Origin of the sequence: Picosynechococcus sp. PCC 7002 (genome assembly GCF_963860125.1) — a bacterium.
In the GTDB taxonomy this organism is placed as follows: Bacteria; Cyanobacteriota; Cyanobacteriia; order Cyanobacteriales; family MRBY01; genus MRBY01.
This window is the reverse complement of the sequence record NZ_CAWLFA010000006.1, coordinates 101,716-124,030: the sequence shown is the minus strand read 5'-3', so window position 1 is coordinate 124,030 and position 22,315 is coordinate 101,716. Positions and strand designations below refer to the sequence as shown.

Annotated in this window: 22 protein-coding genes; 7 read left to right on the top strand and 15 right to left on the bottom strand. The window is 43.0% G+C overall.

Features of this window, described 5'->3' with window-relative positions; genetic code table 11:
• Positions 1 to 191: 191 nt before the first annotated feature.
• From AACQ84_RS15490 to AACQ84_RS15475, 4 genes are read right to left on the bottom strand one after another with little or no spacing between them, the layout of a single operon-like run.
• Positions 192 to 401 carry a hypothetical protein gene (locus AACQ84_RS15490; RefSeq protein WP_012308650.1) on the bottom strand — a complete coding sequence of 70 codons (210 nt, stop codon included), beginning with the start codon at positions 399 to 401 and terminating at the stop codon, positions 192 to 194.
• Positions 401 to 907, bottom strand: a complete 507-nt coding sequence (locus AACQ84_RS15485) for a hypothetical protein (protein ID WP_012308649.1) — start codon at positions 905 to 907, stop codon at positions 401 to 403. The genes AACQ84_RS15490 and AACQ84_RS15485 overlap by 1 nt, the downstream gene beginning before the upstream one ends.
• 11 nt (positions 908 to 918) lie before the next feature.
• Complete coding sequence (locus AACQ84_RS15480) at positions 919 to 1,266, bottom strand: hypothetical protein (protein ID WP_012308648.1); 348 nt, start codon at positions 1,264 to 1,266, stop codon at positions 919 to 921.
• Positions 1,267 to 1,277: 11 nt separating this feature from the next.
• Positions 1,278 to 2,264 carry a ParM/StbA family protein gene (locus tag AACQ84_RS15475; RefSeq protein ID WP_012308647.1) on the bottom strand — a complete coding sequence of 329 codons (987 nt, stop codon included), beginning with the start codon at positions 2,262 to 2,264 and terminating at the stop codon, positions 1,278 to 1,280.
• 471 nt (positions 2,265 to 2,735) lie between these two features.
• Between AACQ84_RS15475 and mobF the strand changes: the two genes are divergently transcribed.
• A complete protein-coding gene (gene mobF / locus AACQ84_RS15470) occupies positions 2,736 to 6,485 on the top strand; it encodes a MobF family relaxase (RefSeq protein ID WP_012308645.1) in 3,750 nt (1,249 codons plus the stop codon).
• Between the two features lie 101 nt (positions 6,486 to 6,586).
• Here mobF and AACQ84_RS15465 read toward each other — a convergent pair whose 3' ends face one another.
• Together AACQ84_RS15465 and AACQ84_RS15460 are read right to left on the bottom strand one after the other, a co-directional pair.
• On the bottom strand, positions 6,587 to 7,009 hold the full coding sequence (locus AACQ84_RS15465) for a PIN domain-containing protein (RefSeq protein ID WP_012308644.1): 423 nt from the start codon (positions 7,007 to 7,009) through the stop codon (positions 6,587 to 6,589).
• Entirely contained in the window at positions 7,006 to 7,260 is a 255-nt protein-coding gene (locus tag AACQ84_RS15460) for a hypothetical protein (protein WP_012308643.1), read from the bottom strand. Before AACQ84_RS15460 ends, AACQ84_RS15465 begins: the two co-directional genes overlap by 4 nt.
• 546 nt (positions 7,261 to 7,806) lie before the next feature.
• Between AACQ84_RS15460 and AACQ84_RS15455 the strand changes: the two genes are divergently transcribed.
• Positions 7,807 to 8,955 (top strand): Fic family protein, encoded by a 1,149-nt coding sequence (locus AACQ84_RS15455; protein ID WP_012308642.1) that lies wholly within the window; start codon positions 7,807 to 7,809, stop codon positions 8,953 to 8,955.
• A gap of 196 nt (positions 8,956 to 9,151) precedes the next feature.
• On the opposite strand, the gene AACQ84_RS15450 is transcribed toward AACQ84_RS15455, so the two are convergent.
• The 6 genes from AACQ84_RS15450 to AACQ84_RS15425 form a co-directional block, all read right to left on the bottom strand.
• Positions 9,152 to 9,376 carry a toxin-antitoxin system HicB family antitoxin gene (locus AACQ84_RS15450; protein ID WP_012308641.1) on the bottom strand — a complete coding sequence of 75 codons (225 nt, stop codon included), beginning with the start codon at positions 9,374 to 9,376 and terminating at the stop codon, positions 9,152 to 9,154.
• Positions 9,348 to 9,803 carry a putative toxin-antitoxin system toxin component, PIN family gene (locus AACQ84_RS15445; protein WP_012308640.1) on the bottom strand — a complete coding sequence of 152 codons (456 nt, stop codon included), beginning with the start codon at positions 9,801 to 9,803 and terminating at the stop codon, positions 9,348 to 9,350. The genes AACQ84_RS15450 and AACQ84_RS15445 overlap by 29 nt, the downstream gene beginning before the upstream one ends.
• 74 nt (positions 9,804 to 9,877) lie before the next feature.
• Entirely contained in the window at positions 9,878 to 10,021 is a 144-nt protein-coding gene (locus AACQ84_RS15440; protein WP_156785489.1) for a hypothetical protein, read from the bottom strand.
• A gap of 50 nt (positions 10,022 to 10,071) precedes the next feature.
• Positions 10,072 to 11,172, bottom strand: coding sequence for a hypothetical protein (locus AACQ84_RS15435; RefSeq protein ID WP_012308639.1), 1,101 nt, complete (start codon positions 11,170 to 11,172; stop codon positions 10,072 to 10,074).
• A 36-nt stretch (positions 11,173 to 11,208) separates the two neighbouring features.
• Positions 11,209 to 11,604, bottom strand: coding sequence for a hypothetical protein (locus AACQ84_RS15430; RefSeq protein WP_012308638.1), 396 nt, complete (start codon positions 11,602 to 11,604; stop codon positions 11,209 to 11,211).
• A gap of 116 nt (positions 11,605 to 11,720) precedes the next feature.
• Positions 11,721 to 11,921: a hypothetical protein gene (locus AACQ84_RS15425; protein ID WP_012308637.1), complete on the bottom strand. Its 201-nt coding sequence runs from the start codon at positions 11,919 to 11,921 to the stop codon at positions 11,721 to 11,723.
• A 69-nt stretch (positions 11,922 to 11,990) separates the two neighbouring features.
• Between AACQ84_RS15425 and AACQ84_RS15420 the strand changes: the two genes are divergently transcribed.
• On the top strand, positions 11,991 to 12,254 hold the full coding sequence (locus AACQ84_RS15420; RefSeq protein WP_012308636.1) for a hypothetical protein: 264 nt from the start codon (positions 11,991 to 11,993) through the stop codon (positions 12,252 to 12,254).
• A 27-nt stretch (positions 12,255 to 12,281) separates the two neighbouring features.
• On the top strand, positions 12,282 to 15,161 hold the full coding sequence (locus tag AACQ84_RS15415) for a helicase-related protein (RefSeq protein WP_012308634.1): 2,880 nt from the start codon (positions 12,282 to 12,284) through the stop codon (positions 15,159 to 15,161).
• Here the strand turns inward: AACQ84_RS15415 and AACQ84_RS15410 are convergent.
• The 3 genes from AACQ84_RS15410 to AACQ84_RS15400 are packed head-to-tail and all read right to left on the bottom strand — an operon-like array spanning position 15,136 to position 18,016.
• Entirely contained in the window at positions 15,136 to 16,050 is a 915-nt protein-coding gene (locus AACQ84_RS15410) for a hypothetical protein (RefSeq protein ID WP_012308635.1), read from the bottom strand. The two genes, AACQ84_RS15415 and AACQ84_RS15410, sit on opposite strands and share 26 nt — an antisense overlap.
• Entirely contained in the window at positions 16,047 to 17,219 is a 1,173-nt protein-coding gene (locus AACQ84_RS15405) for a hypothetical protein (RefSeq protein WP_143589479.1), read from the bottom strand. Before AACQ84_RS15405 ends, AACQ84_RS15410 begins: the two co-directional genes overlap by 4 nt.
• An 11-nt stretch (positions 17,220 to 17,230) precedes the next feature.
• On the bottom strand, positions 17,231 to 18,016 hold the full coding sequence (locus tag AACQ84_RS15400) for a hypothetical protein (protein ID WP_012308632.1): 786 nt from the start codon (positions 18,014 to 18,016) through the stop codon (positions 17,231 to 17,233).
• Positions 18,017 to 18,133: 117 nt separating this feature from the next.
• Here AACQ84_RS15400 and AACQ84_RS15395 point away from each other — a divergent pair, with 117 nt between their 5' ends.
• From AACQ84_RS15395 to AACQ84_RS15385, 3 genes are read left to right on the top strand one after another with little or no spacing between them, the layout of a single operon-like run.
• Positions 18,134 to 21,673 carry an N-6 DNA methylase gene (locus AACQ84_RS15395; RefSeq protein ID WP_012308631.1) on the top strand — a complete coding sequence of 1,180 codons (3,540 nt, stop codon included), beginning with the start codon at positions 18,134 to 18,136 and terminating at the stop codon, positions 21,671 to 21,673.
• Between the two features lie 17 nt (positions 21,674 to 21,690).
• A complete protein-coding gene (locus tag AACQ84_RS15390; protein WP_012308630.1) occupies positions 21,691 to 21,936 on the top strand; it encodes a type II toxin-antitoxin system RelN family antitoxin in 246 nt (81 codons plus the stop codon).
• Complete coding sequence (locus tag AACQ84_RS15385; protein ID WP_041444097.1) at positions 21,926 to 22,273, top strand: type II toxin-antitoxin system RelE/ParE family toxin; 348 nt, start codon at positions 21,926 to 21,928, stop codon at positions 22,271 to 22,273. The genes AACQ84_RS15390 and AACQ84_RS15385 overlap by 11 nt, the downstream gene beginning before the upstream one ends.
• Positions 22,274 to 22,315: the final 42 nt, after the last annotated feature.

Sequence of the window (22,315 nt, the reverse complement as noted above, 5' to 3'; positions counted from 1 at the left end):
AGATCAACCTAAGATTTACCTGAGCATATTTTATATTACCCATAACGTTATGGGTAGCCACTAGTTTCAGATTTTTGGGTATTCAGTCCAATAGGTAGCATGAAAAACAGTCTGATTACCCAATTATCCGATAAAGGGTTTTGGATGATGGCGATCGCCTCCACAATCAAAAGGCGATCGCCTTAGATGAGTTAAGGGAAAAAGAGCTGTACAAAAAGGATGCCGAGAACAAAGGCGATCGCCATCAAGATGGAGATGGTTGATAGAGATTCACAGAAATTGTCAAATTCCCGACGTTTACGTCGCCGAAACGAGATTTTTTGTTCCATCTCAGCCTGTTGAAGCTGTAATCGTTGGTCACGAATTCTCAAAGCTCGTTCATGCTCTCGACAAAAATCCATTAAGAATCGGAGGAGGAACTCTCTGGCAGCGCAGACGACTCCCCCGGCAGAACAGAAGCATTAACGATGTCATCTCCATAAAGGACAGCGTCAAATTTGCGTTTAAACTCTTCAGAATTTCCAATCTCATTGATCCGTTTCCAAAAAGAATCAACAATGATTTTACGAGCAGCCGCCCGCTGTTCATTGAGTAGATGAGGTGTTTCATCAATCATCTGTTCAGCAAAAGTAGCAGATTTCTGATGAAAGAAGTCGGTCAATTTAGGATCCAACACAGAACTTGGTTCTGAATGCTCCAAAGAATTAGCAGATTGATTCAAAACAATAGAAATTGCTTTTTTATAGCCTTTTTTCTGCTGACGAGCTAAATGAAAAATTCGCTCAAAAAGAGCAACTTGATCATCAGAAAAAAGAATCGTATCCTGTGAGATATTTAAGTCATCGAGAATCTCGTCAAATTTAGGCTGAGAAATGTTGTATTTTTCAACAATGTTTTGTTTGTTCATGATAAAAAGTCCTAGAAACTATCAGAAGTAAATAAAGAAGAAGAGAAAAGAGGCTCAGATTCATCGATAGTTTCGGCCTCACTCTCAGGATGGAAAGAAGTTTGAGAAGAGGAAGAAAGAGAAGTGATGAGAGCCGTTAACTGTGTAATCTCCTGAGTTAAACGATGAATAGAAAGTTCGGCCTGACGAATAATCAGTTCAGGAGAATGATGGGAAGAATGAAGTAGGTGAGGATAATGAAGGAGTAGAAAAGCATCCTCTACTTCTCTTTGAATGGTTTTTCCTGGAGATTGTTTAATGTGAATTAAAACATCTCGAAAAGGAGTTCCATCCTGACTATAGAAACAATGTCGAATCATAAAGAAGACCTCTATAAATGTTGAAGGAGTCCATAGGAATCAAGAAGGCGACGCGCAAGGACAGGATTAAGAAAAGTCGATTTTAGAAGAGGACGTAGGAGATGATTACCCCAGCCAATGTTCCTGGAGAAATGTTGAATAAGTTGAGGTTCAAGGAGCATAGCTGCGCCCCCCCCGCAGACAACGAAATCAGTAGGCTGTTGTTCAATGAGAAAAGAGTGAATTTGTTGCCAGTAAAGGGGAAGACACTGGTGAATCGCCTGCTGAAGATCAGGTCGAAGCTGTGTGCCATGGAAGAGAAGCTCAGCGAGGGAGAGTTCATCCGTATGTCCAGTGAGTTTGCTGACTTCCTGAACCAACCAACGGAAGCCAAGATTGTTGGTAGTAGAAGCTTCCGGGAGGGGAGAACCATTGTGAGTGGCTAACCAAGACACATTGCGGTGCCCAATGATAAGAGCAGAAATGCGAGAGCATTTTTTTGATAGGGTTTTGGGTAAACCACAAAGAAGTAGACCAGCTCCTTCAGGAAAAATACGAATTTCGTTGAAGTGGAGAGAAAGAGCCTGACCACAAAATTGGATAGAATCCTGAGCGGCGAGTAAACGTCGTTCAAGTAAATCCTTGGTAAGGTACTCGTCGAAAGGCAGGAGAATGCCAAGGTCAATGGGTACAACTTGCGTCATCTGGAGCTGTAGATGGGCGAGAATACCGAGGATTTTATAGAGAGCTTTGTCACATTTGAGTTCGTGATTGCGGAGTTCAGAGCCTTGAAACTTTTTAGCGATCGCCCCAATGAGAAAACAAGCATCAGGGAGAGAAACCCAAGAACTTTCAAGGTGAGTAGAACCGATGCCCCAAGAAGCCGACTGGGGATAATCGGGAGGGACAGGAGCACAATGGGGGGACATAGCAAAAAAATGACAGGAACCCGAACCGAGGCGATAGGTGACCTTAGTGGCACTGGTACCAGGATCGATAACAATTTTGAGAATAGACATAAAAAAACCTCCTACAGACGAAGAAGAAAAAGGGGAGGAGATTCAGATAAGGACAGATGAGTTGTTACATAACTTTACGAAGGGAGGCAGCGAAAGAGATAAATAGTTATTTTGTATTGTTTTTGTCGATATACAGGATTAGTCCATGATTTGCTACAGATCTGACACAACTTAGGCACCCGACGAGGGTCGGAAAGTAAGTAATGAGAGAAGTTATTCTCAACAAGCAAGAAAAATAGGTCTTTATTGAGAAAAAAGTACAAAATTGTAGCAAATAATGATCAAAAGAAGGTGGTAAAAGAGGTGGAATCTGTAGCAAATCCTGTATAGGGGTAAAAGCGTAGCCCACTGGTCAAGCCGAGGAAATTTCCCCACACCTTATACACCTCCGGAGGTTTTTTTTGACGGGTGGAAAATATCCGAAATCGGAGGAAGATTTTCTCTTACCTAAAAACAGAGGAAATTTTAGGTATGTTGACGATCGCCACGATGACTCCGGCAAAAGCAGGGAGCTACTACAAGGAAAATTATTACGCTGAGGAGGAGCAGGTAGAATTTTCGCAATGGTGGGGGAAGGGTGCGACAGCTTTAGGGCTGAGCGGAAAAATCAGTGACGGAAAAATTTTTCAAAATATTTTGCAGGGTAAGACGGCAGATGGGCAAACACAATTGCGACAGGCTCCCCCGAAAGGCAAAGAGGCGATCGCCGGAACAGACTTAACCTTTTCAGCCCCCAAGTCGGTATCCATAGCAGCGTTAGTGAACCAAGATCAAGATTTGATAGAGGCGCATAATCAAGCAGTAGAGCGGGTATTGAGCTTGATTGAGGAACGGTACGGCGAAACCCGCGTGAACAAACAACATACGCCAGTGAAAAATATCTGCGTTGCGAAATTTCTGCATGACACAAATCGGGAGCTGAACCCAAATCTACATACCCATTGCTTGGTGATGAATATGGCACAGGATGCATCAGGAATATGGCGATCTGCGGCAAATCGATTGCTATATCAACATCGGATTTTATTAGGAAAACTCTATCGCAATGAGTTGGCCCAGGCCGTACAGAACTTGGGCTATGAAATTGAGATCAGAGCCGATGGACTATTTGAGCTGAAGGGTTATACGCGAGAACAGGTTGAGGGATTTAGCGATCGCCATCAGCAGATTCTGGAATACTTGAAGACAGAGGGGTTAGAGGATACGAACGAAAACCGGATTAAAGCCCTATTTGAAACTCGAAAAATTAAACAGCATGATGTGGATCGGCAGGCACTGTTGGTAGAATGGCAGACCACGGCGGAAGGATTGGACATTGAACACCCCACCCCCAACCTTGAATATCCAGTTACTGGAAAAAATCTAGCGGAATTGGTGGCCCAGGCAGTTCGCCACAGCGAAGAACGAACTGCCATTTTCACCAGAGAAGACCTAGAAGTTTTTATCGTGGCGGAACCAACAGGTCATTCCTTTGAGGAAATTGAAGCAGCCATTGATGCAAATCCTCGACTGATTCGTAGAGGACTACGGCTGGCTACAGAGGAAAGTTTAATCCGGGAAAAAATGACTATTGCCCTGATGCAAGCAGGTCAGGGGAAATTAGCACCGATGCTAACGACTCAAACTCAATTATCTGAAGTCCTTACCACTTCTCAAACTGATGCTGTAAACCATGCCCTCAGCAGTCAAGACCGCGTTGTGGGTTGGGTGGGAGTCGCTGGAGCTGGCAAAACTTTTACCTTGAACACCCTTGTTAAGATTGCCCAAGCCCAAGGTATTGAAGTGTCTGGCTTTGCGCCTGATGCTAGCAGCGCCGAAGTCCTTGGTGATGAAGTGGGCATTGGCACAGATACGGTGGCCTATCATCTCCTACAGCAGCATGAACCCAGCCAAAAGCGACAACTGTGGCTCATTGATGAAGCGGGTAAACTGTCTGCCCAAAAAGCCTATCAACTCTTGCTCAAGTCTAGTCAGCAAAACGCTCAGGTTTTGTTGGTGGGGGATCCCAAACAGTTAACCGCCGTCAATGCCGGGGCTCCCTTCAAATCTTTGATTGATAATGGCCTCAGTGCCAGTCACCTCAAGGATTTCCTCCGCCAGAAAGATTCCATCATCGCCAGAGCCGTTCAACTGACCTACCACAACCTCGGTGGTGAGGCGATCGCCTGGTTGCAAAAACATGGCAAAGTCTCTGAAATCCCAGATATTGAAGACCGTGCCCAACAGATTGCCGCAGCCTATTTAAAGCTCAATGAAGCAGAACGGGCTGAAACATTAGTTTTATCTGGTACCCACCGAGAACGTCATGGCATCATTCACCAGCTTCGGGTGGGTTTAAAACGAGAAGGCAAGATTCAGGAAACTGAATACCTAACCGAAACCTTGAGCCGCAAGGATATGACCGAGGAGCAGAAGCAGCACGCCCGCTTTTATGCTGTCGGCGATGTATTGATTCCCCTCAAAGACCACAATTGCCTTAAACGCTCCAAACGTTATCAGGTCACCCAAATCTCTGGTGATGATGTGACTCTTAATAATCACATTACCCTGAATATGAAGGGCTTGAAATATCCCCTTAAAACCGAAGTGTTTACCAAAAATCAGTTGCCTATTGCCGTGGGCGATCGCCTGAAGTGGACGAGGAATAACCGCCCGCAGAAGCGCACCAATGGTCGGGAGTTCACCATCATCGGTATTGATTCCCTGACCTGCTTAGTCAGCGTTGTTGATGATCAGGGAAGATTGGATGAATTCTCCTTGAATGACTTGAATCACTGTGACCATGCAATTGTGGGAACCGTTTATTCCAGTCAGGGTAAAACTGCGAAACAAGTGTTTGTCAGTTTTGGCAATGACCCCACTGTCAACCGTGAAAGCGTTTTAGTAGCCTTATCCCGAGCCAAATATGATGTCACAATCTGGACAACCAATGCCCAGAAACTGAGGGAACTGGCTGACATTTCCCATAACCAAGTCAATCCATCAGAGTTACTCAAAGAGCAAGGGATTAAATTACCAATTCCCCCAGCCCCGTTACACCTGAACGAAAAACATTGGTTAGAGCGGGTAGAAAAATCAGGCATTGCCCCGGAGGTGGCTGCCCTCAATGCTGAATCATTGGCAGGAATGGATGTCTATGAACGGCTGCTGGAAGACCATTTAGCAACTCTAGGCAGTGGTCAGTATGTCACCCAACCGATGAAGCGGGTGATGGATCAATATGCCACTGTTGCTGAGGGGGGCGTCTGGGCTGATGGCGGCATTGATGCCACAAAATTACCAACGTTACAGATCGGTGAAATCCCTCCAGAAAAAACCTTTGGGGAGTTTAAAGCGGATCATCCTCGTCTCGATTGGCACAAAACCCAACAAAAAGGCAGCGACCAGTACCGCAAATATGAAGCGCCTAGAGGGATCCCGAAGGGCATTATCTTTCCCAGAGTGCCTGAACAACTTGCTGCGCAAATTTATACAAGATATGGCGTAAATCCCTCGGCAGAAGAACGAAGGAGTGGTTTTTGGGCTTGTGTGTATTGGTATCCAGAAATTGCCATTATTCCAGTGGAGGGTAAGAAAAAAGCAGAATCAGTGTTGAGTCAGGGTTATGCGGCGATCGCTCTCCCCAGTGTGACAGGGGGATATCGCAGTCGAGAGGATAGCGCAGAATTGCCGAAACGTAGACTCCATCCAGAATTGGCGGTATTTGCTACGAACGGAAGACAAATCCTGATGGCATTCGACCAAGACACCAAACAAAGGACGATTCAAAATGTGCGACGAGATTTAGTACGAACCGGCGAATTATTAGCCGAAGCAGGCTGTAAAGTTTCAGTTTTGAAATGGCAGTCCCATGAAGGCAAAGGCATCGATGATTTGATTGTGAAGCAAGGTGTAGAGAGATTTTCAGACGTCTTAAACCATGCCATCCCATTAACTTGGGAAGCTGACAAGCACTATCGCAATGAGTATCTCAAACTGAGGAATTATCTCCTCAAAACCCAAGGACAAGGACGAAAGTTAACCGAACTGATGATCGATACGGCGATCGCCTACACCGCAAATCCCCAAGACAAAATCAAAATCTTGCACCAATGCAATACCGTTGAAGAACGGCGTAAACAAGGGCTTCCCGAAGATGTCAAAAGCCATCAAATACAGATAGAACAAGAGTTACAGCGTTTACAATGGAAACTAAATCCCAAGCACAGATTAAACATCTAATCCATGGGTGATCTCAGCGCTCATAGTCTGATTTTCTTTGTCAGTAGGCTCTCCCGATCTCCCATTTTCTTTTGCCTGAGTCCCGTTCGCATGGACTCCATTCAAGATTTTGTATTCATTCCTAGAAAGGTAGCTGGAGAAATAGCTGGTACATCAGCACCCTCATAATCTGGGAGATTTCTAGTGATGATCAGTTCTGCGTTGATTTCCTCAGCAGTTTTAATGTTAACAGCATCTTCAAAGTCCTTGAGGTTAGTAGCTAGAGCATCGCGAATAATGGCATCGTTAACCCCAGCGACTTCTATTTTTTGTAGTAGGTGTTCGATACTCTGACGGGTTTCAGTTACCCCCAGGGAACGACGAACAATGTAGAAAATATTGGTGACGGCATGGGCCGCAATATATAGGTTTATCCCTGAGTCGTGGGCGGCAAAGTCTAGGGCTCTGGCAGACTCTATGAAGAAAGGCTCCCGTTTCGTTAGGACATCGATGATGACATCACTATCAAAAAGGATATTTCTCAACTGTATTTCTCCTCTAGATAATCGATGTATAGTTCCGTAGGATCTGTCACAGGTTCGAGCTGAGCAATGCCAATTAGTTGCTGAATCCAAGGGCTCAGGGCATCTGCTGCTTCTGAGGGAGTGGCTGAAATGTCAGCCATTGATGGTGTTGTTTCGTGTGGTTGGAGTTCATCCAACAGGATTCTGACCAGTTGCCATTTGTCAGCATCAGGGAGTTGCCGGACTTGGGTTTGAATATCTTGAAAAGTCATAACTGGTTCTGGAAATTAGTTTCAATTTGAAGCAACGAGGTCAAGGACTTTAATTTTGCTGGTGACAGCTTCGCTAATTAGGACAGTATGGTACTCCCTCTGTAGAGTAACCATGTCATTGTGGATCGTTGTCTTAGATTCAATCGCTTGCATGACGGGTAACGCAATGAAGATCTTCCCCTAGTCTAACTTGACCCAGCCAGCCTATAAAAAAAGACATCCATGGTAAGGGTCATCAACAGATCGGCAATTCTGAAAAAATTGGTAGTCCTAAAAATGTAAAGATATCTTGAAAAACTTATGAGGCAAAGGCTTCAGAGCAAGAAGAATTTTGATGAGGGTCGACTAAAGCCGGAGTGTTTAACGGTGAATTAATCTTCTAAGCCCATTTCCTCGCTTATCACGAAAATTATGGCAATGCTTGAAAATTGTCTTTGCTTCTGAAGCTATCCTTATTCCTGTAGGACTGCCGTCATATTAACGAAATAAGCACTTTTTCGATAATATAACCTTGGAATTGGTTCAGTATTAACGAAAGCGATAATTATGGCGATCGCCAACCGAGCGGGTCAGTATGTGCAACAAGTAGAGGGCTATCGGGCGTTTATTCCGAAGCCATTGCCACCAAGTCCTGAGATTGAGATGGATCAGGAAATGTGGAATTTACTTTCTTTGGCAGATCGGGCATTGGGTCGTCTGGATGGTTCGACGGATGCATTACCGAATCCTGATCTATTTGTTTTTATGTATGTTCGTAAAGAGGCAGTATTATCGAGTCAGATTGAAGGAACTCAGGCTTCTCTGATTGATGTACTGGAGTTTGAATCTCAGACTTTGGATCCAGATAATCCACAGGATGTGGAGGAAGTCGTTAACTATATTGCGGCGGTGAATTACGGTTTGGAGCGTTTACAGTCGTTACCTGTCTCCTTGCGCTTAATTCGAGAAATCCATAAAAAATTGATGCAGGGAGTTCGAGGTGCTGAACGGAGTCCGGGGGAGTTTCGCCGTACTCAGAATTGGATTGGGGCGGGTGGTTGTACGCTTCAAGATGCGAGTTATGTACCGCCGCCACCCCATGAGATGAAGCTGTGTTTGGATAATTTAGAAAAGTTTTTACATGATCTGCGACCTATGCCGCCGTTGCTCAAGATTGGTTTAGCCCATGCGCAGTTCGAGACGATTCACCCGTTTTTGGATGGGAATGGTCGGGCGGGTCGTTTGTTGATTACTTTTTTGCTCTGTGAGCAGCAAATCCTCCAGCGACCTTTACTTTATATTTCCTACTATTTTAAGAAGTATCGAACTCGTTATTACGACCTGTTGCAGGGGGTTCGAGATGCAGGGGATTGGGAGAGTTGGTTAAAGTTTTTCCTGCGGGGGATTGCAGAAACGGCAAATGAGGCGGCAAGGACAGCACGGCAGATTGTCCAACTAAAGGAGGAGCACCGTATTTTACTGTTGGAGCGGATGGGGCGAAAGTCGGGGAATGCCATCGCTTTATTAGAAACGCTTTATTTTAAGCCGATCTTCACGGTGGAACATGCCATGGAGGTGACGAGGTTATCCTATCCCAATGCGAATAGATTGGTGAAAGACCTTTGTAATATTGGTTTACTGGAGGAAATCACAGGACAGAAACGGAATAGAGCTTTTTGCTATGCTCCATATCTGGCGGTGTTTAAAGATGGGTAATTGGTTAAGCTAAGTGATTCCCTCGCTAGAACCACTCGTCTCCAGAACCGGACGTGAAACTTTCGCTCCATAGGCTCCTCAATGATTTGGTGCTTGTCACGCACACCTCTAGATTCATAGTTAAAAGGGATGAAGGTTGAGGTAATCCTCATCTATACTCTGGAACTGAAAGGAGTCAGCTCACAAGAGGGCTAAATTAAGATTGCGAAAAATGCAGATCAAGCTTATCTAACAGGGCTAAACCCTGAGCCTGATTACCCATTGCAGCTAGTACCTTAAAGCGAGTGTAGGCATCAAACTCAGCGAGAGCAATATTAGAAAATTCTTCCATCAATTTATTTAGGCTAATCCCCCTTGCCTTCGCTAATTCCTTGAGACGAGAGTGTTTATCATCAGGAAGACGAATTGTTAATGTTGCCATCTTGTAACCTCCGTATAAACATTTCTGGTGTAAGAATTAATAAATCAGGAAAGAGTAGTTCAGCCCTTTGGAAATCTTTGGTATTCCCCGTAATAATGGCTCGCGCATTGCCGGCGATCGCCAATTCCAGCAAATGATTATCGCCTTCATCCTGTAGATTAGGTCGCCAGAGATAGTAAATAGAAACCCACTGACAAACCCCCATAAGTGCCGCCAATAACGTCTGAATTTCATCAGGAGAGAGAGGGCATCGAGTGAGAACATCCTTGCGGTGAATCACTGATTCGTACTCAGTAAACAAAGCATTGCCCATGAGTGGTAAGCATTGACCCTGAAGGCAGCGACGAAGCAGCTCTCGACTCAAGCCAGAAGCACTAATTAAAGCACTCACAAAAACATTGGTATCTAAGACAATGCGGGGAACCATGCCCTAAAGATAGCATATACGCTATCAAATGACCTCCGTAAAAAAACATCCCGAAGGATGTCAAAAACGAAAATTTAGCGTTGTACCGGACATTCAAGGGCGGGAGGAGAGCCAAAAGCCATCCGTAGAAAGGAACGATTAAGGACAAAACTGCCTGTTCCCTCGATGACCAGCAGACAGACCCAAAGCCAGCGACCTCGATAGAGGATACATCCCATAACGAGATCAGTTGGTGGGCGAAATAGATCAGGGCAAATGCTTCCATGATCTATGCCTTCTGAATCTGGGAACGATGGCTAGGTGGGTGATTTTCCACTGAAGCCGATTGAGGAAGCAGTTTCTGGGTTTGTCCATAGCATTCATGGGCTTGTTGGACAAAACTCTGGAGAATGTTCATGTCCTTCGGGGTTGCAGAGGTCGGTGTAATTTTTTGATTGTCAGCCTTGCGGGTTAAATTCACGCCACCGTCAGGGGTAATTTGCCAAGAAATAGCGTTGGTTTGGAAAGTTTTAGTGCCGTCTTGAGCGACTTCCACCTCACCAATTTTTTCCATCTGACTGACAACGACCTTGACCGCAGGTTCAACGAAGTTTTGCATAAAAACCGTGGCTGCCTGTTGTCCAGTATGGCTAAGAGTTTGATGGATTTGTTGCTTGACCTGGTTGTGGGTTTGCTTAAACTTCTGGGAGGCAGTGACAGAAAACTGATTTGCTAAACCACGCAGTTTATCGGCGACCATGTTGCGCTGCTGATTAAACCAGTCACCAACCCGTTGATTCGGAGTATGAACCGGGGTGGGATTAAAGGGACGACTTTTCACCAAATTATCCAACCGTGCCTGCAACTCATGAAGCTTTTCATTCGTTACATGGAGTTGATTTTGCAGATCATCAAGCTGTTCCTGGGAGACAGGCGAGGCACTTTCCGGTTCTGCCGTTGCAGTAGACATAGTTTCAGATGAAGGCGATACTATAGCATCAGGATCAGGTGTTTTAGGGGTAATAGTTTCAGCTTGGAAATGAGACAGTAAGTTCTTGGCAATCTGTCCTTCTTTACTCTTAAATAAAAGGGTATTCTTCTTATCAAGAATGCGCACAGAACCAGAATTTTTCTGAGGCGAAAAAGCTTCCCTGAGAGTTTTGGTTTCTTTCGGGGTGAGTTTAGAGCGTTTGCCATTTCCGTCAACAGCACCATCATAAATTTTCTTAGAGCCGACCCGAATAGTGATCTCTTGATCATCCTTCATACCCAATTGAAGGAGCTTTTGAAGAAATTGATCAAGGGCTGAAAGGGTCAGTTGAGTTGCTTCAACGGAACTGTTGGTAATGTCACGGGCAGATTGCTGGTCACTAGATTGTTGAATATCCATAGATTCCTCAAAAATAAAGTCAAACAAAAATCGAGACTATTGTTTTAAAGCCTTGAGTAAACAAGACATTTGAGCAGCGGGAGATAATAAAATATCGGGTAATAAACAGCCACCTAAAGTGTCAAGAATGAGTTCGCCATGGACTTGGACATAGCGGGGGATTTCGTCGATTACAAGGACAAAGGTGGAGGTAGTGCGATCGCCAAGAAAGTCAGGATCAATGTAGGCCAGACGACCATCTTGAATCATCAAACAGGTGTCATCTGCACCATTGGCGTAGATCTCAACGAATTCAGGCAGGTAACCGTCAGGCAGGGGTTCAGCGTCCCAACCTTGACCTGTGAGTAAACCGAGGGATTCAGAAAAATCGACCTTGGCGCGAATTGCCTCTGGGAGGTCATCGATGAGCTTTTGGTCAGAATCCATGAGCATGGGAAAGTACCTCAAATAACGAATTAGATAGGGTTTTGAAAACTGAAACAGCCTTCTATGGGGTAAGAGAAAAAGGGCGTAAAAATTCGGACAAAGAGTTGAAATTAATTTCAGAATTAAAAAACAGCAGCAATTAAGTCGGCAGTTTCTGAGGCATCGATTGCCCGAAACGCTTGGGCATCTTGACGCAGCTGATCGAGGTCAATTTCTTTACTGGTAGGTGTTTTCGCTTGGGGAAGATCTGGACAAATCTCTTGATAGGCAGAAATTAGAGCGAGATCACGTTTGATAAAATCTCGCTGGGTGAAGTGGGGCAATGCCGTCTTTAAAAACTGCTCCTTGAGGGTTTCCCAATCAGCAGTGGATTCCTTAAACGCCTTGAGATCATGGTCTGGAATGATAATGGTTTGGATCAGAGGAATGCAGGAACCCTGGCGATCGCCAATGCCGCGATTCCAGATAATCGCTTTCTCCTGGGAGAATTGCAGAATTTCACTGGGGTCGATAATAGCAACGGATTGCTTATGCTCCGTATGACTGCTGGAATTGCCGCCTTTTTGCCGAGAACGCTCCTTTGTGTTGTACTCTACATCTTAATTGACCATCAAAATTTTAAAATCATTTCTCGAATTAAGAAGAGGCGGTTATAATATTTTTGTATTTATTTTTTCTCTCAAATGCAGAATTTTCCTGTTACATGGTTTGAAAGTGGAGCAACCATCAAGCAAATCAAGCATTACTTTTCACAAGGTAAAAGTGAAATTCGCATCGCAAGTGGATTTTTTACACTCCGGGGATGGGGATTCATTCGATCCTCTACAAAAAATAAGAAAGTTTATTTGTTGGTCGGTATCGATGAGCCAGGTGAAGAAAGAGCAAGAAAATTATTGATCGATGCTATTCTTCTAGATCTTCGTACAGGACTAGACCGAGAACGTCGACAAACAGTACTTGATTTAATTGCAAAAATTGAATCTAATAATTTCCATATTGTTGATGCAAGAGCAACAGACCATCATGCAAAACTTTACATTGTTGATTCAGATACAGCAATTGTTACATCTTCTAATACGACGGGTAAAGGCTTAGTTGAACAAATAGAGTCTGGATGTATATATTCATCATTGCTTGTTGACCAATATATTCAACAAACAAATAACGCTTCTCAAGAGATCAAAACAGAGTTGAATTCTTATATTACACAACAAGTAGCTGAATTAATCAAAAAATTTAATGATTATTTTTCAAATGCCATTGATATTACTCAAGAGTTATTAACACATTTAAAAAAATGGCTAGAGCTGTGTCGACCCTGGGATATTTATTTAAAGACAATTCTTGCATTAGATCAGACTAAAGAAGTTTCAACAACTTATGATAAAGAGCCATTAATTTACCAAAAAGATATGATTTCTCTTGCGCTTAAACAAATCAAAGAATATGGTGGTTCAATGTTAGTTGCTTCAACCGGCTTAGGAAAAACTGTTATAGGAACTTGGATAGCTGTTCATTTACATAAAGAAAATATAATTGATAATGTTATAGTGCTTTGTCCAAATCCAGTTAAGAAATCTTGGAGATATGAAATCGGAGATGCTAGTATTCACGCTGACTATTTTACACTTGAAATCCTAGATAAAAAAACTGGAAACGCTCAAGGATTAGATGACTGGGAACGTATCAGACAAAAAATAAAAGAGAAAAAAAGTAGATATTTGTTAATTTTTGATGAAAGTCATAAACTGCGTAAGCGTTATCCTGATCAGTTCGGAAATAAGTATTCAAAACTTGAAAAAAGAAGAGAAAGAAAAGCATTTCAAAGAATTAATGAGCTAGTAAATGAAATTGCAACTATGGAACAAGTTAGAGTTCTACTACTAACTGGATCTCCATATGCTACAGATATTAATAATATTAATGTTCAACTTCATTTATTACCCCATACCTCTAAAGATTATAAACCATACTTACTTCCAGAATATTTTGATGATAGCAGCACTTGGAAAATCGAAGAGCCAGAAGATTTTACTGAGTTACCCGTTGCACAACAATTAACAACGCCTCATGTTGCAAAATACTATAGTGAAAAAGACGAAAAAGGTCTTTATGTTTTATTTGGTGAAAAAAGAAAATATTTCCCTGAAATTAATTTATTCACTCTGGAGTTCCCCCTATTTCCACAATCAGAGTCTAATTTAGAATGGGATCTTTTAAGTTGCATTAAAGAAGGTTACTTTGATCTCAATACACCTCATCCTATGTTTCGAAAAAATATTCTTACGCAAGTTAAGAGAAGTTGGTCTAGTTCTCCATCTGCATTATTAAACACTTTGTATCAAGTCGTAGATACCCCAGGAGGAGAGAGAGAATATGATTTTGTCAAGAAAGAGAAGTCTGAGTTTCTTATTACTCGTGAAGAGCGTCAGACTAAACTCAACCCTATTATTAAAAAATTGGAATCTTTTAGTATAGATCAAGACCTTAAAGTACAAAGCTTATTGAGAATAATTGAGCGCCATTCTCCCAAAGAGAAAATTGTAATTTTTACAGAACTTTATCCGACAGCCATTTATTTGGAAGAAACTATCCTTAAATATAACCCCAATCTTGAAGTCTTTTGTACTATTTCAAAAGAAATGATCTCGAATCGACATTATGAATATAAAGCAAAGAGTCTTAAAAAGGTAGAAGAAGCAATTAATTTATTTGCTCCAGTAGCAAATAATTTTGTTCCAAATGACAGACAAAAACTAAAAAATTATGATATTTTTATTACTACAGATAATTATGGTATTGGTGTAAATATGCAAGATGCATCGGTAGTTGTTAACTATGATATTGCATGGACTCCAATCGAACCAATTCAAAGAGCAGGAAGAATTTTACGTTTGTGGGAAGAATTTAGGACTGTTCAAGTTTATACGCTTATTCCAAAATCGCAAATGAGTGCCGAATTAGAGAGTGAATTTCTAGATATTGGAAAACGTTGGAAAAATTTAATGCATCGTCATGAGGAATCACGAAAATTAACAGATTTACCTGTCTTAACATCTGAATTCAATCAAAACGTAGCAATACCAAAATTTGCTCCTGAAATATTAGTAGAAAAAGGTAGATTTACTTTGGAAAATGCGGATGATAAAGATATTTCTCCCTTTTTCATGCACACACGAAAATTACATCAACATAGGAAATACACTCAATCATTACCTAGTGATTTACGGAGTGCATTACTATACAAAGGACGTGTAGCTTTATTATTTTTATTATTGAGTGTAGACGGAGAATACCAAACATTACTCTTTAATCCTGAGTCAAAAGAGTTTCAGTCTCATACTCCAGAGTCATTACTAAATATAATTGAATGTCAACAAGAAACTCCAGTAGCTATGTTACATCCAAATGTCATCGAAGAATTGAGTGACGAAGCTATTCAAAAGTATTGCATCCAGAAAAAAATTGACGAAAATACTATTATTCGCGAGTGTGTGCTTTATCTACAGCCTAAAACGGAAGAGAAATTAACTGAATTCAGTCAGTCATTTCTTTCGAACTAATTGAGCCTGAGTTATTTAAGTCCACGAGAACTGCCCATGAGTGAGTGCGATCGCCCTGGCGTCCCTGCCCCGAAAGTTCGATGTAGGCGCAGTTTTCCTGTTGGCAAGGATAACGAAACCCAACTTTGGTACTGCCAGAAATGGGTTGAAAGGTCGCATTTGCCTCACCCGCTCCCCAAACAATATCCAATGTGGCGATCGCCGAAGGGGATAGAAGGCCCAAATCAGCCAGGGGAATGAGATCCAGACCAGGAATATCCTTGAGAGGAATCCCCTGCCAGCCCGTAAATGCCTTGAGGGACGTTTCCGCTAACGAGGGAATATCTGCCACCGAAAAAGTTGATAAATTCGGAATTTGGGAAATAGGCAGTTGAGTGATCGTCGGATTGTTCGGCAATGCCCCAAGATTGTCAGACAGTAAATCTTGTAATTCCCCCCCTACCTGACTTGTCACCAAATCCGCTAGTGGCGGAACATTGGCTAGAGGTAGATTTTTGATCGTCGGTAATGCATCAACCAGAGAACCTAAAGATTGCTGGGTGAAATGGGAAAAAGTTGATAAGGCAATATCTTGTAAATCAAGCTGTGCCAGGGATGCAATTTGCAGCGGCGATAAATCCGCAATTCCCGTATTCGCCATATCCCCCAGGGTAAAAATATCCGTCAGGCGATCGCCCACTTGAATTTGTTTATCGAGGGAATACCCCACCTGCGCCGATAAACCCGTATCAACTTGATAGAAAGCACTGGTTTGAATCGGCGGAAAATCAGCCCAGCGTAACGTTTCCAGATCGACTGTCGGTGCAGAAGTCGCGGCGCTGCGGGAGCCCCAGCCAAAACTCAGCAGCAATATTAAGACCAGAGAGACCCAAAGCAATGGCAATTTCATAGCCCCACTGCCTCCGGTGTAACCCCCGCATTTTTCAGCACCGATTTCACATGGTTAAGCTGGAGATTGCCTTGTCGTGCTGCTTGGGAAAGGGTAGAACCCCGTCGTAAACTGCGGATCATTGATTGGTAACGCAGATAGAGTCTACTCCGGTAGGGGGTATCAGGGTGGGTGATCAGCCCTCTGGCGATTGCATTGGCAATTTGATGATTATCTAGGGTACGAGGAACAGGGGTCGCTGTAGGACGCGGAATTGTATTGATTGCGAGGGTAATGGGTTTACTTTTTGGTGAATCAAGACGCTGGGCCACCTGATTTTGCCGTTGTAGGAGGGTGGCGAAAATTTCCTGCTGCTGATCTAGGGTTTGCAATTGCGCCAAAAATTCTGATTGCTGGGAATCCAAACTGGCTACGCGACCATCTAAACGCTCCACCTGATTTTCCAAAGCCGTCAGTCTGGCCTCAACGTCAGCATTATTAGTTTCGGAAACTCCCTCAACTCTGACTAATAGTGGCTCCTGGCGCGTGGGATTATCTGGTAAAGATTCACCTTGACCCATGTGGAAAAGCTGGGCAAGGGTGCGGGGATCGAGTTGAAAAGTAGTCGCCGCCTGTTCCATGGCCATTCCTTGGTCAATCTTAGAAATTGCCCCCTGAATCGCCCGGTGTAATTCCGAATTTTCTACCAATAACTGTTGCTCAATCGCTAGGCGAACACCTTGCTGGAGTTGTCGTACCGCATTCGGAGTCTGAGCCGTTGAAGCCCGCGCAGTGTTAATGGGGTGGGCTGTGACATTGACGATACTATTCCCTTGGGAACCTGCCACCAGTTTAAAAACATAGAGCGATTCCACTTGATTTGCATCACGGGTAACGAGGCTAAGTTGGGCTTGTCCTGTTTGATTAGCAACCAAATGGAGTACAGACGCCCCCTGCTCGAATGGGCGATCGCCATCGAGTTGAATCAGCGAACCATCGTCCAGCCAACCCTTATAGGCCAAAACTCCATCTGGCAACGTGAGATTAACTCCCTGGTTGACCTTGAGCGCAATGGTGGGAACCTGACGTTGTGCTGCCTCAGCCAAAATCCGTTGGGTTTGCGCCAAGACAGGCACCCCCCACAGTCCAAAAATCAGTGTCAACACAGAAAGCTTTGCAAGAGATTTCATCGAAAATAACCTTATAAAGAAAGAACAAAAGGAGCGTGAATTGTTAACTGGACAGAAGTGTTGGGCTGGATCAATTGCACTGCTGATCCGGCATCCGGTTCGGCCAGCAGTGAATCTGTCAAACCCTTGAGGGCAGCACTGCCAAGGCTCGTCCAATCCTTATTTCCCCCAGCCTTTGTGATGGAAGTGCTTGATTCTGTTTGGAAAAATGTTTCTGAGCGGCTAATGTACTGATCCGCCAGTCCTCGGCCTGCCCCCAGCAACGCCCGACCAAGGGGAGTTTGCAAAAAGCTCTGATCCGTTTTGGCTTTTAATAAACGTCCATCTAAGGCTGAAACGGTCATGGTTCCACTGGGTAGAAGAACGGGCGGGCGATCGCCTTGGAGAATTGCTCGCACCTCCGCCACCAAATATCCATCCATAACCTGGGTGATCTCCGCCAGCAGCCGTGAATCCGCAAGTAAACCTAAAATTGCCTCCGCCGTGCGAATGTGGAGAATTGCTTTCTCTGCTGCAATCAGTTGTTGCGTCACCGTGCCAGTGAGGGATTGACCGCCTTCTACTAAAAATTGGCGATCGCCTCGCAAAAAAGACGTTTCCTGCTGCACCAACAAAATCGAATCATCTTGAAGAGTTTCCTCAAGAGGAGAAGACGATGGTGCAGGACGAGGTGGTGAAACCCTAGGCTGAACTGAATTTTCCGGCAACGCGCCAAAACTCATCATCTTTTGGGGCGGAGTCATGGCAGTAGACAGAGAGGCATTGGGCGTAACCGGAGCGAGATCAGGGGCGATCACTTATCGAATAGATTGTGTCAAAATCTTACGTCGGTAGTTTTAGCGTATCTTTTCAAGACTTATACTAAAACAGCCAATCTTACTACCCTGGTTAGGGAGCGACACATAAGGATATTCATGCAACTGGCAGACATTCTCAAAGACTCAGAATATAAACTCTCTCAATTTGAACCTGAAGATCTTGATTGGCTTGAGGATTCAATCTTTTTGAAGACAGTGAAAAAAGTCGAGAAGCCTTACATTAAGTGTTTGATACGAAATAAGGATATTCAGCTTAAGCCGGAAGAAATAGTCAGACAGCTTTATTTGAAAGTCTTGATAGGTAGATATGGTTATCCATCGGATCGCATAATCGTGGAATATCCGGTGAAGTTTGGCACGGAAACGAAAAAGGCGGATATTGCGATCATGGATGTGGATCGCCCAACAGTTCCTTATGTGATTGTCGAGCTGAAGAAGCCTAAAGAAAAAGCGGGAAAGGATCAGCTTAAGTCTTATTGCAATGCGACAGGTGCGCCGATTGGGGTCTGGACAAATGGGGACTCGATTTCCCGTTGGCATCGAAAAGATCCAAATTATTTTGAGCGGATTACTGATATCCCAAAGGCAAGTCAAACCCTTGAGGATATTCTACAAATCAAGTTCACGTTGGAGGATCTGATCCAAAATGATCGCCTCGTGAATGAAAAGATGTCTTTGCGGGCATTAATCGAGGAGATGGAGGATGAGGTTTTAGCAAATGCTGGGGTGGATGTTTTTGAGGAAGTTTTTAAGCTCATTTTCACCAAGCTCTATGATGAATGGCTCTCTGGGCAAGGTAGCAACCGAAATAAGCGTATTTTAGAGTTTCGGAATACGGGGCAAACGGAAACGGCTCTAAAAAATAAGATTCAAGATCTGTTTGATCGAGCGAAGGAAAAGTGGGAGGGGGTCTTTAGTGAGGATTCTAAGATTACACTCACGCCTTCTCATTTATCAGTTTGTGTGCGATCGCTGGAAAATGTAAAGCTGTTCAACTCAAATTTAGACGTGATTGATGAAGCGTTTGAGTATTTGGTGAACCAGAGCAGCAAAGGTGAGAAGGGGCAATATTTTACGCCGCGCTATGTGATTGATATGTGTGTCAAAATGCTCAATCCGCAAGAGGATGAGTACATGATCGACACGGCGGCGGGTTCGTCTGGGTTTCCTGTACATACAATTTTTCATGTGTGGAAGCAAATCCTAGAGGATGAAGGGATCGAGGCGAGTCATCTTTTTACCATCGAGGAAAAGCCCCACCGTTGTACGGAATATGTGGAGAAACGGGTTTTTGCGATTGATTTTGATGAAAAGTCGGTACGGGTGGCGCGGACTCTAAATCTTATTGCTGGGGACGGTCAAACGAATGTGATGCGTCTGAATACGTTGGATTATGACGGGTGGGACGAAATCACTAAAGAGGAGTCGTGGAATGATACTTACAATGATGGTTTTAAGCGTTTAAAGAAGCTGCGGAAGAATAGCAATAGTTATAAAGAGTTCGAGTTTGATGTTCTTATGGCGAATCCGCCGTTTGCTGGGGACATCAAGGAAGGGCGCATTATTCATAAGTATGCGTTGTCAAAAAAGCCGAATGGTAAGTGGCAAACGAAAGTCGGGCGGGACATTCTGTTTATTGAGCGGAATCTGGATTTCCTGAAGCCGGGGGGCAGAATGGCAATTGTTTTACCGCAGGGTCGGTTCAATAATTCGTCGGATAAGCAAATTCGGGAGTTTATTGCGGAGCGTTGCCGGATTTTGGCGGTGGTGGGTTTGCATGGGAATACTTTTAAGCCGCACACGGGCACAAAGACATCGGTGTTATTGGTGCAGAAGTGGAATGATGATCCGAGGGCCGGGGCGTTGTGTCCGAGACAGGATGATTACAATATCTTTTTTGCGACGATGCAGAAGTCGGGTAAGGATAATTCGGGGGAAAAGATTTATCGGCGGATCGTTCCACCGGATGAGGAGATGTCATCGGCTAGGGACAAAGAAAGAGATTTACTGCTAGATGAGCATCAACATTTGGTGATTGACCATGATCTGTTTAACCATGAGGGGTTAACGGAGGATGGCATTGCTGAAGCGTTTATGGAATTTGTGAAGAAGGAAAAGCTCAGTTTTTTTGAACAAAGCCCATTTGTTACGCCATTTAGTAAAGATAAGTACGAGCGGTTAATGGATGGGCTAGAAGCAAGTGAAGTTTTACTCAGTGAAACTTTAAAAAATAAAGACTTTAGAGTTGACAGTGAATTTCATCGAAAACCACCTTTAAAAAATCAGAAGTATGAATATGTTGATATAGGAAAACATTTGACACTAGTTCAGTATGGAATTTCAATAGAAATGAATGAGGAGGGAGAAGGCACAAAAATATATAGGATGAATGAAATACACAATATGTTGTGTGATATTGATGTTCTAAAATCTGCCAAGATTTCTTCTATAGAGATAGAGAAATATAAATTAAAGGAAAGAGATATTTTATTTAATAGAACTAACTCTTTTGATCTTGTTGGAAGAACAGGATTATTTAAAATATCCTCAGACCGTGAATTTGTGTTTGCATCTTATTTGATACGAGTAAGGACTGATGAATCAAAAATACTGCCTGAATATTTAGTTGCTTTTTTGAATTCTAATTTGGGTATTTGGGATATAAAAAGGCGAGCAAGAATTTCAATTAATCAGTCAAATGTTAATTCTCAAGAACTCGCAGCAGTAAAAATTCCACTCTTAAATAGGGAGTTTCAGTTGAAGTTGAAAGAAATATTTGATAGAGCACATCTTAAGAGATTAGAGTCGATCAAAACTTATCAAGAGGCGGAAGATTTATTGCTGTCGGAGTTGGGGTTAAAGGATTGGGAGCCGACGGAGGAGACAGTTGCAGTTAAGCGTTTTTCTGAGTCATTTTTGCTGGGCGATGCAAGGTTAGATGCTGAATATTACCAACCCAAATATGATCAAGCAGAATTAGCAATTCAGAACTGTGGTTTTTCTGTGGAGCCACTTGGAATGTTGATTGAACCGATACAAAACGGTTTTGATTATCGAGAATACACAGAAGAAGGAACTCCATATATTCGTGTTGGAGACATTAAAAATGGGCAAATTAATTATGACAGTGCTGTTAAAATTCCCATCACAATGGATGATGTCGCAAAATCAGTCGGTTTACATACTGGAGATATTTTATTCACTCGAAAAGGTAGTTTTGGGAACTCAGCAGTGGTAACAGAGAATGAAGTTGATGCGATAATCAGTAGTGAAATTATGCTGGTTCGTATCAATGAAGAGTATAAAAGTAAACTTTGTCCAGAGTATGTAAGCTTATTTCTAAATTCCAAATTTGGATATTTACAAGTCGAGCGAAGAGTTCATGGTGTAGCTTATTACAGTATTTCACAACCGGATTTGGCAGCAATTAAAATTCCACTCTTGCCAACAGCATCACAAAATAAAATTGTGCAGTTTATAAAGTCATCTTTTCATTCAAAAGCACAATCAAAACAACTTTTAGAAATTGCCAAACACGGCGTTGAAAAAGCGATTGAAACAGATGAAAAGACTGCAATTCATTGGATTAATCAAGAACTAGAAAAACTCAAGATTAAATTACCATCACTAACTTAGATAAAGAGAGTCATTTTATGAAAGCACAAAAAGTCATGGCAACCATTGATGCTCAGGGTCAACTTACCCTTGATGATCCTTTAGTTGCGATTAAAAATAGCCGTGTCGAAGTCATTATCCTCATTCCCGAAGAAGACGAAGCCGACGACGAACCCACAAGAGCAGAATTACTCGATGATTTCCGGCAAGCATGGCATGAAGCAATGACCGGACAAACCCTTCCCATTGAAAAACTTTGGGATGATATCGACCATGCCGGATAAAAACCCAATCCAAATTGAAACATCCGCTGTTTTCCGTCGCAATCTCCGTAAATTAGGCAAGAAATATCGCAATATCAAGCAAGATCTTCAGCCCATTATCGAAGCTCTTAGCCAAGGCGAGTTACCCGGCGATCAAATTCCCGGCGTGAGCTATCCTGTTTTTAAACTGAGAATCCGTAATAGTGATGTTCAGAAAGGAAAAAGTGGTGGTTATCGACTAATTTACTATCTCAAAACCGATACAGGCATTATTTTATTGACGCTGTACACAAAATCCGAAAGAGCAAATATTTCTCCCGAAGATATCCGACAAATCATAGAAAATTATTCAAATTAGATTTTGATAGTGTTAACGCTCGCTACATCTTTCATTTTGCCG

Coding starts and splice junctions, on each gene's coding strand:
- AACQ84_RS15415 (WP_012308634.1), top strand. CDS start 12,282: ATGCAGAATTTTCCTGTTACATGGTTTGAAAGTGGAGCAACCATCAAG.
- AACQ84_RS15480 (WP_012308648.1), bottom strand. CDS start 1,266: ATGATTCGACATTGTTTCTATAGTCAGGATGGAACTCCTTTTCGAGAT.
- AACQ84_RS15430 (WP_012308638.1), bottom strand. CDS start 11,604: ATGCTCATGGATTCTGACCAAAAGCTCATCGATGACCTCCCAGAGGCA.
- AACQ84_RS15435 (WP_012308639.1), bottom strand. CDS start 11,172: ATGGATATTCAACAATCTAGTGACCAGCAATCTGCCCGTGACATTACC.
- mobF (WP_012308645.1), top strand. CDS start 2,736: ATGTTGACGATCGCCACGATGACTCCGGCAAAAGCAGGGAGCTACTAC.
- AACQ84_RS15405 (WP_143589479.1), bottom strand. CDS start 17,219: ATGAAATCTCTTGCAAAGCTTTCTGTGTTGACACTGATTTTTGGACTG.
- AACQ84_RS15490 (WP_012308650.1), bottom strand. CDS start 401: ATGGATTTTTGTCGAGAGCATGAACGAGCTTTGAGAATTCGTGACCAA.
- AACQ84_RS15475 (WP_012308647.1), bottom strand. CDS start 2,264: ATGTCTATTCTCAAAATTGTTATCGATCCTGGTACCAGTGCCACTAAG.
- AACQ84_RS15390 (WP_012308630.1), top strand. CDS start 21,691: ATGAAAGCACAAAAAGTCATGGCAACCATTGATGCTCAGGGTCAACTT.
- AACQ84_RS15420 (WP_012308636.1), top strand. CDS start 11,991: ATGGTCTGGAATGATAATGGTTTGGATCAGAGGAATGCAGGAACCCTG.
- AACQ84_RS15485 (WP_012308649.1), bottom strand. CDS start 907: ATGAACAAACAAAACATTGTTGAAAAATACAACATTTCTCAGCCTAAA.
- AACQ84_RS15440 (WP_156785489.1), bottom strand. CDS start 10,021: ATGGGATGTATCCTCTATCGAGGTCGCTGGCTTTGGGTCTGTCTGCTG.
- AACQ84_RS15460 (WP_012308643.1), bottom strand. CDS start 7,260: ATGACTTTTCAAGATATTCAAACCCAAGTCCGGCAACTCCCTGATGCT.
- AACQ84_RS15395 (WP_012308631.1), top strand. CDS start 18,134: ATGCAACTGGCAGACATTCTCAAAGACTCAGAATATAAACTCTCTCAA.
- AACQ84_RS15450 (WP_012308641.1), bottom strand. CDS start 9,376: ATGGCAACATTAACAATTCGTCTTCCTGATGATAAACACTCTCGTCTC.
- AACQ84_RS15410 (WP_012308635.1), bottom strand. CDS start 16,050: ATGAAATTGCCATTGCTTTGGGTCTCTCTGGTCTTAATATTGCTGCTG.
- AACQ84_RS15445 (WP_012308640.1), bottom strand. CDS start 9,803: ATGGTTCCCCGCATTGTCTTAGATACCAATGTTTTTGTGAGTGCTTTA.
- AACQ84_RS15455 (WP_012308642.1), top strand. CDS start 7,807: ATGGCGATCGCCAACCGAGCGGGTCAGTATGTGCAACAAGTAGAGGGC.
- AACQ84_RS15385 (WP_041444097.1), top strand. CDS start 21,926: ATGCCGGATAAAAACCCAATCCAAATTGAAACATCCGCTGTTTTCCGT.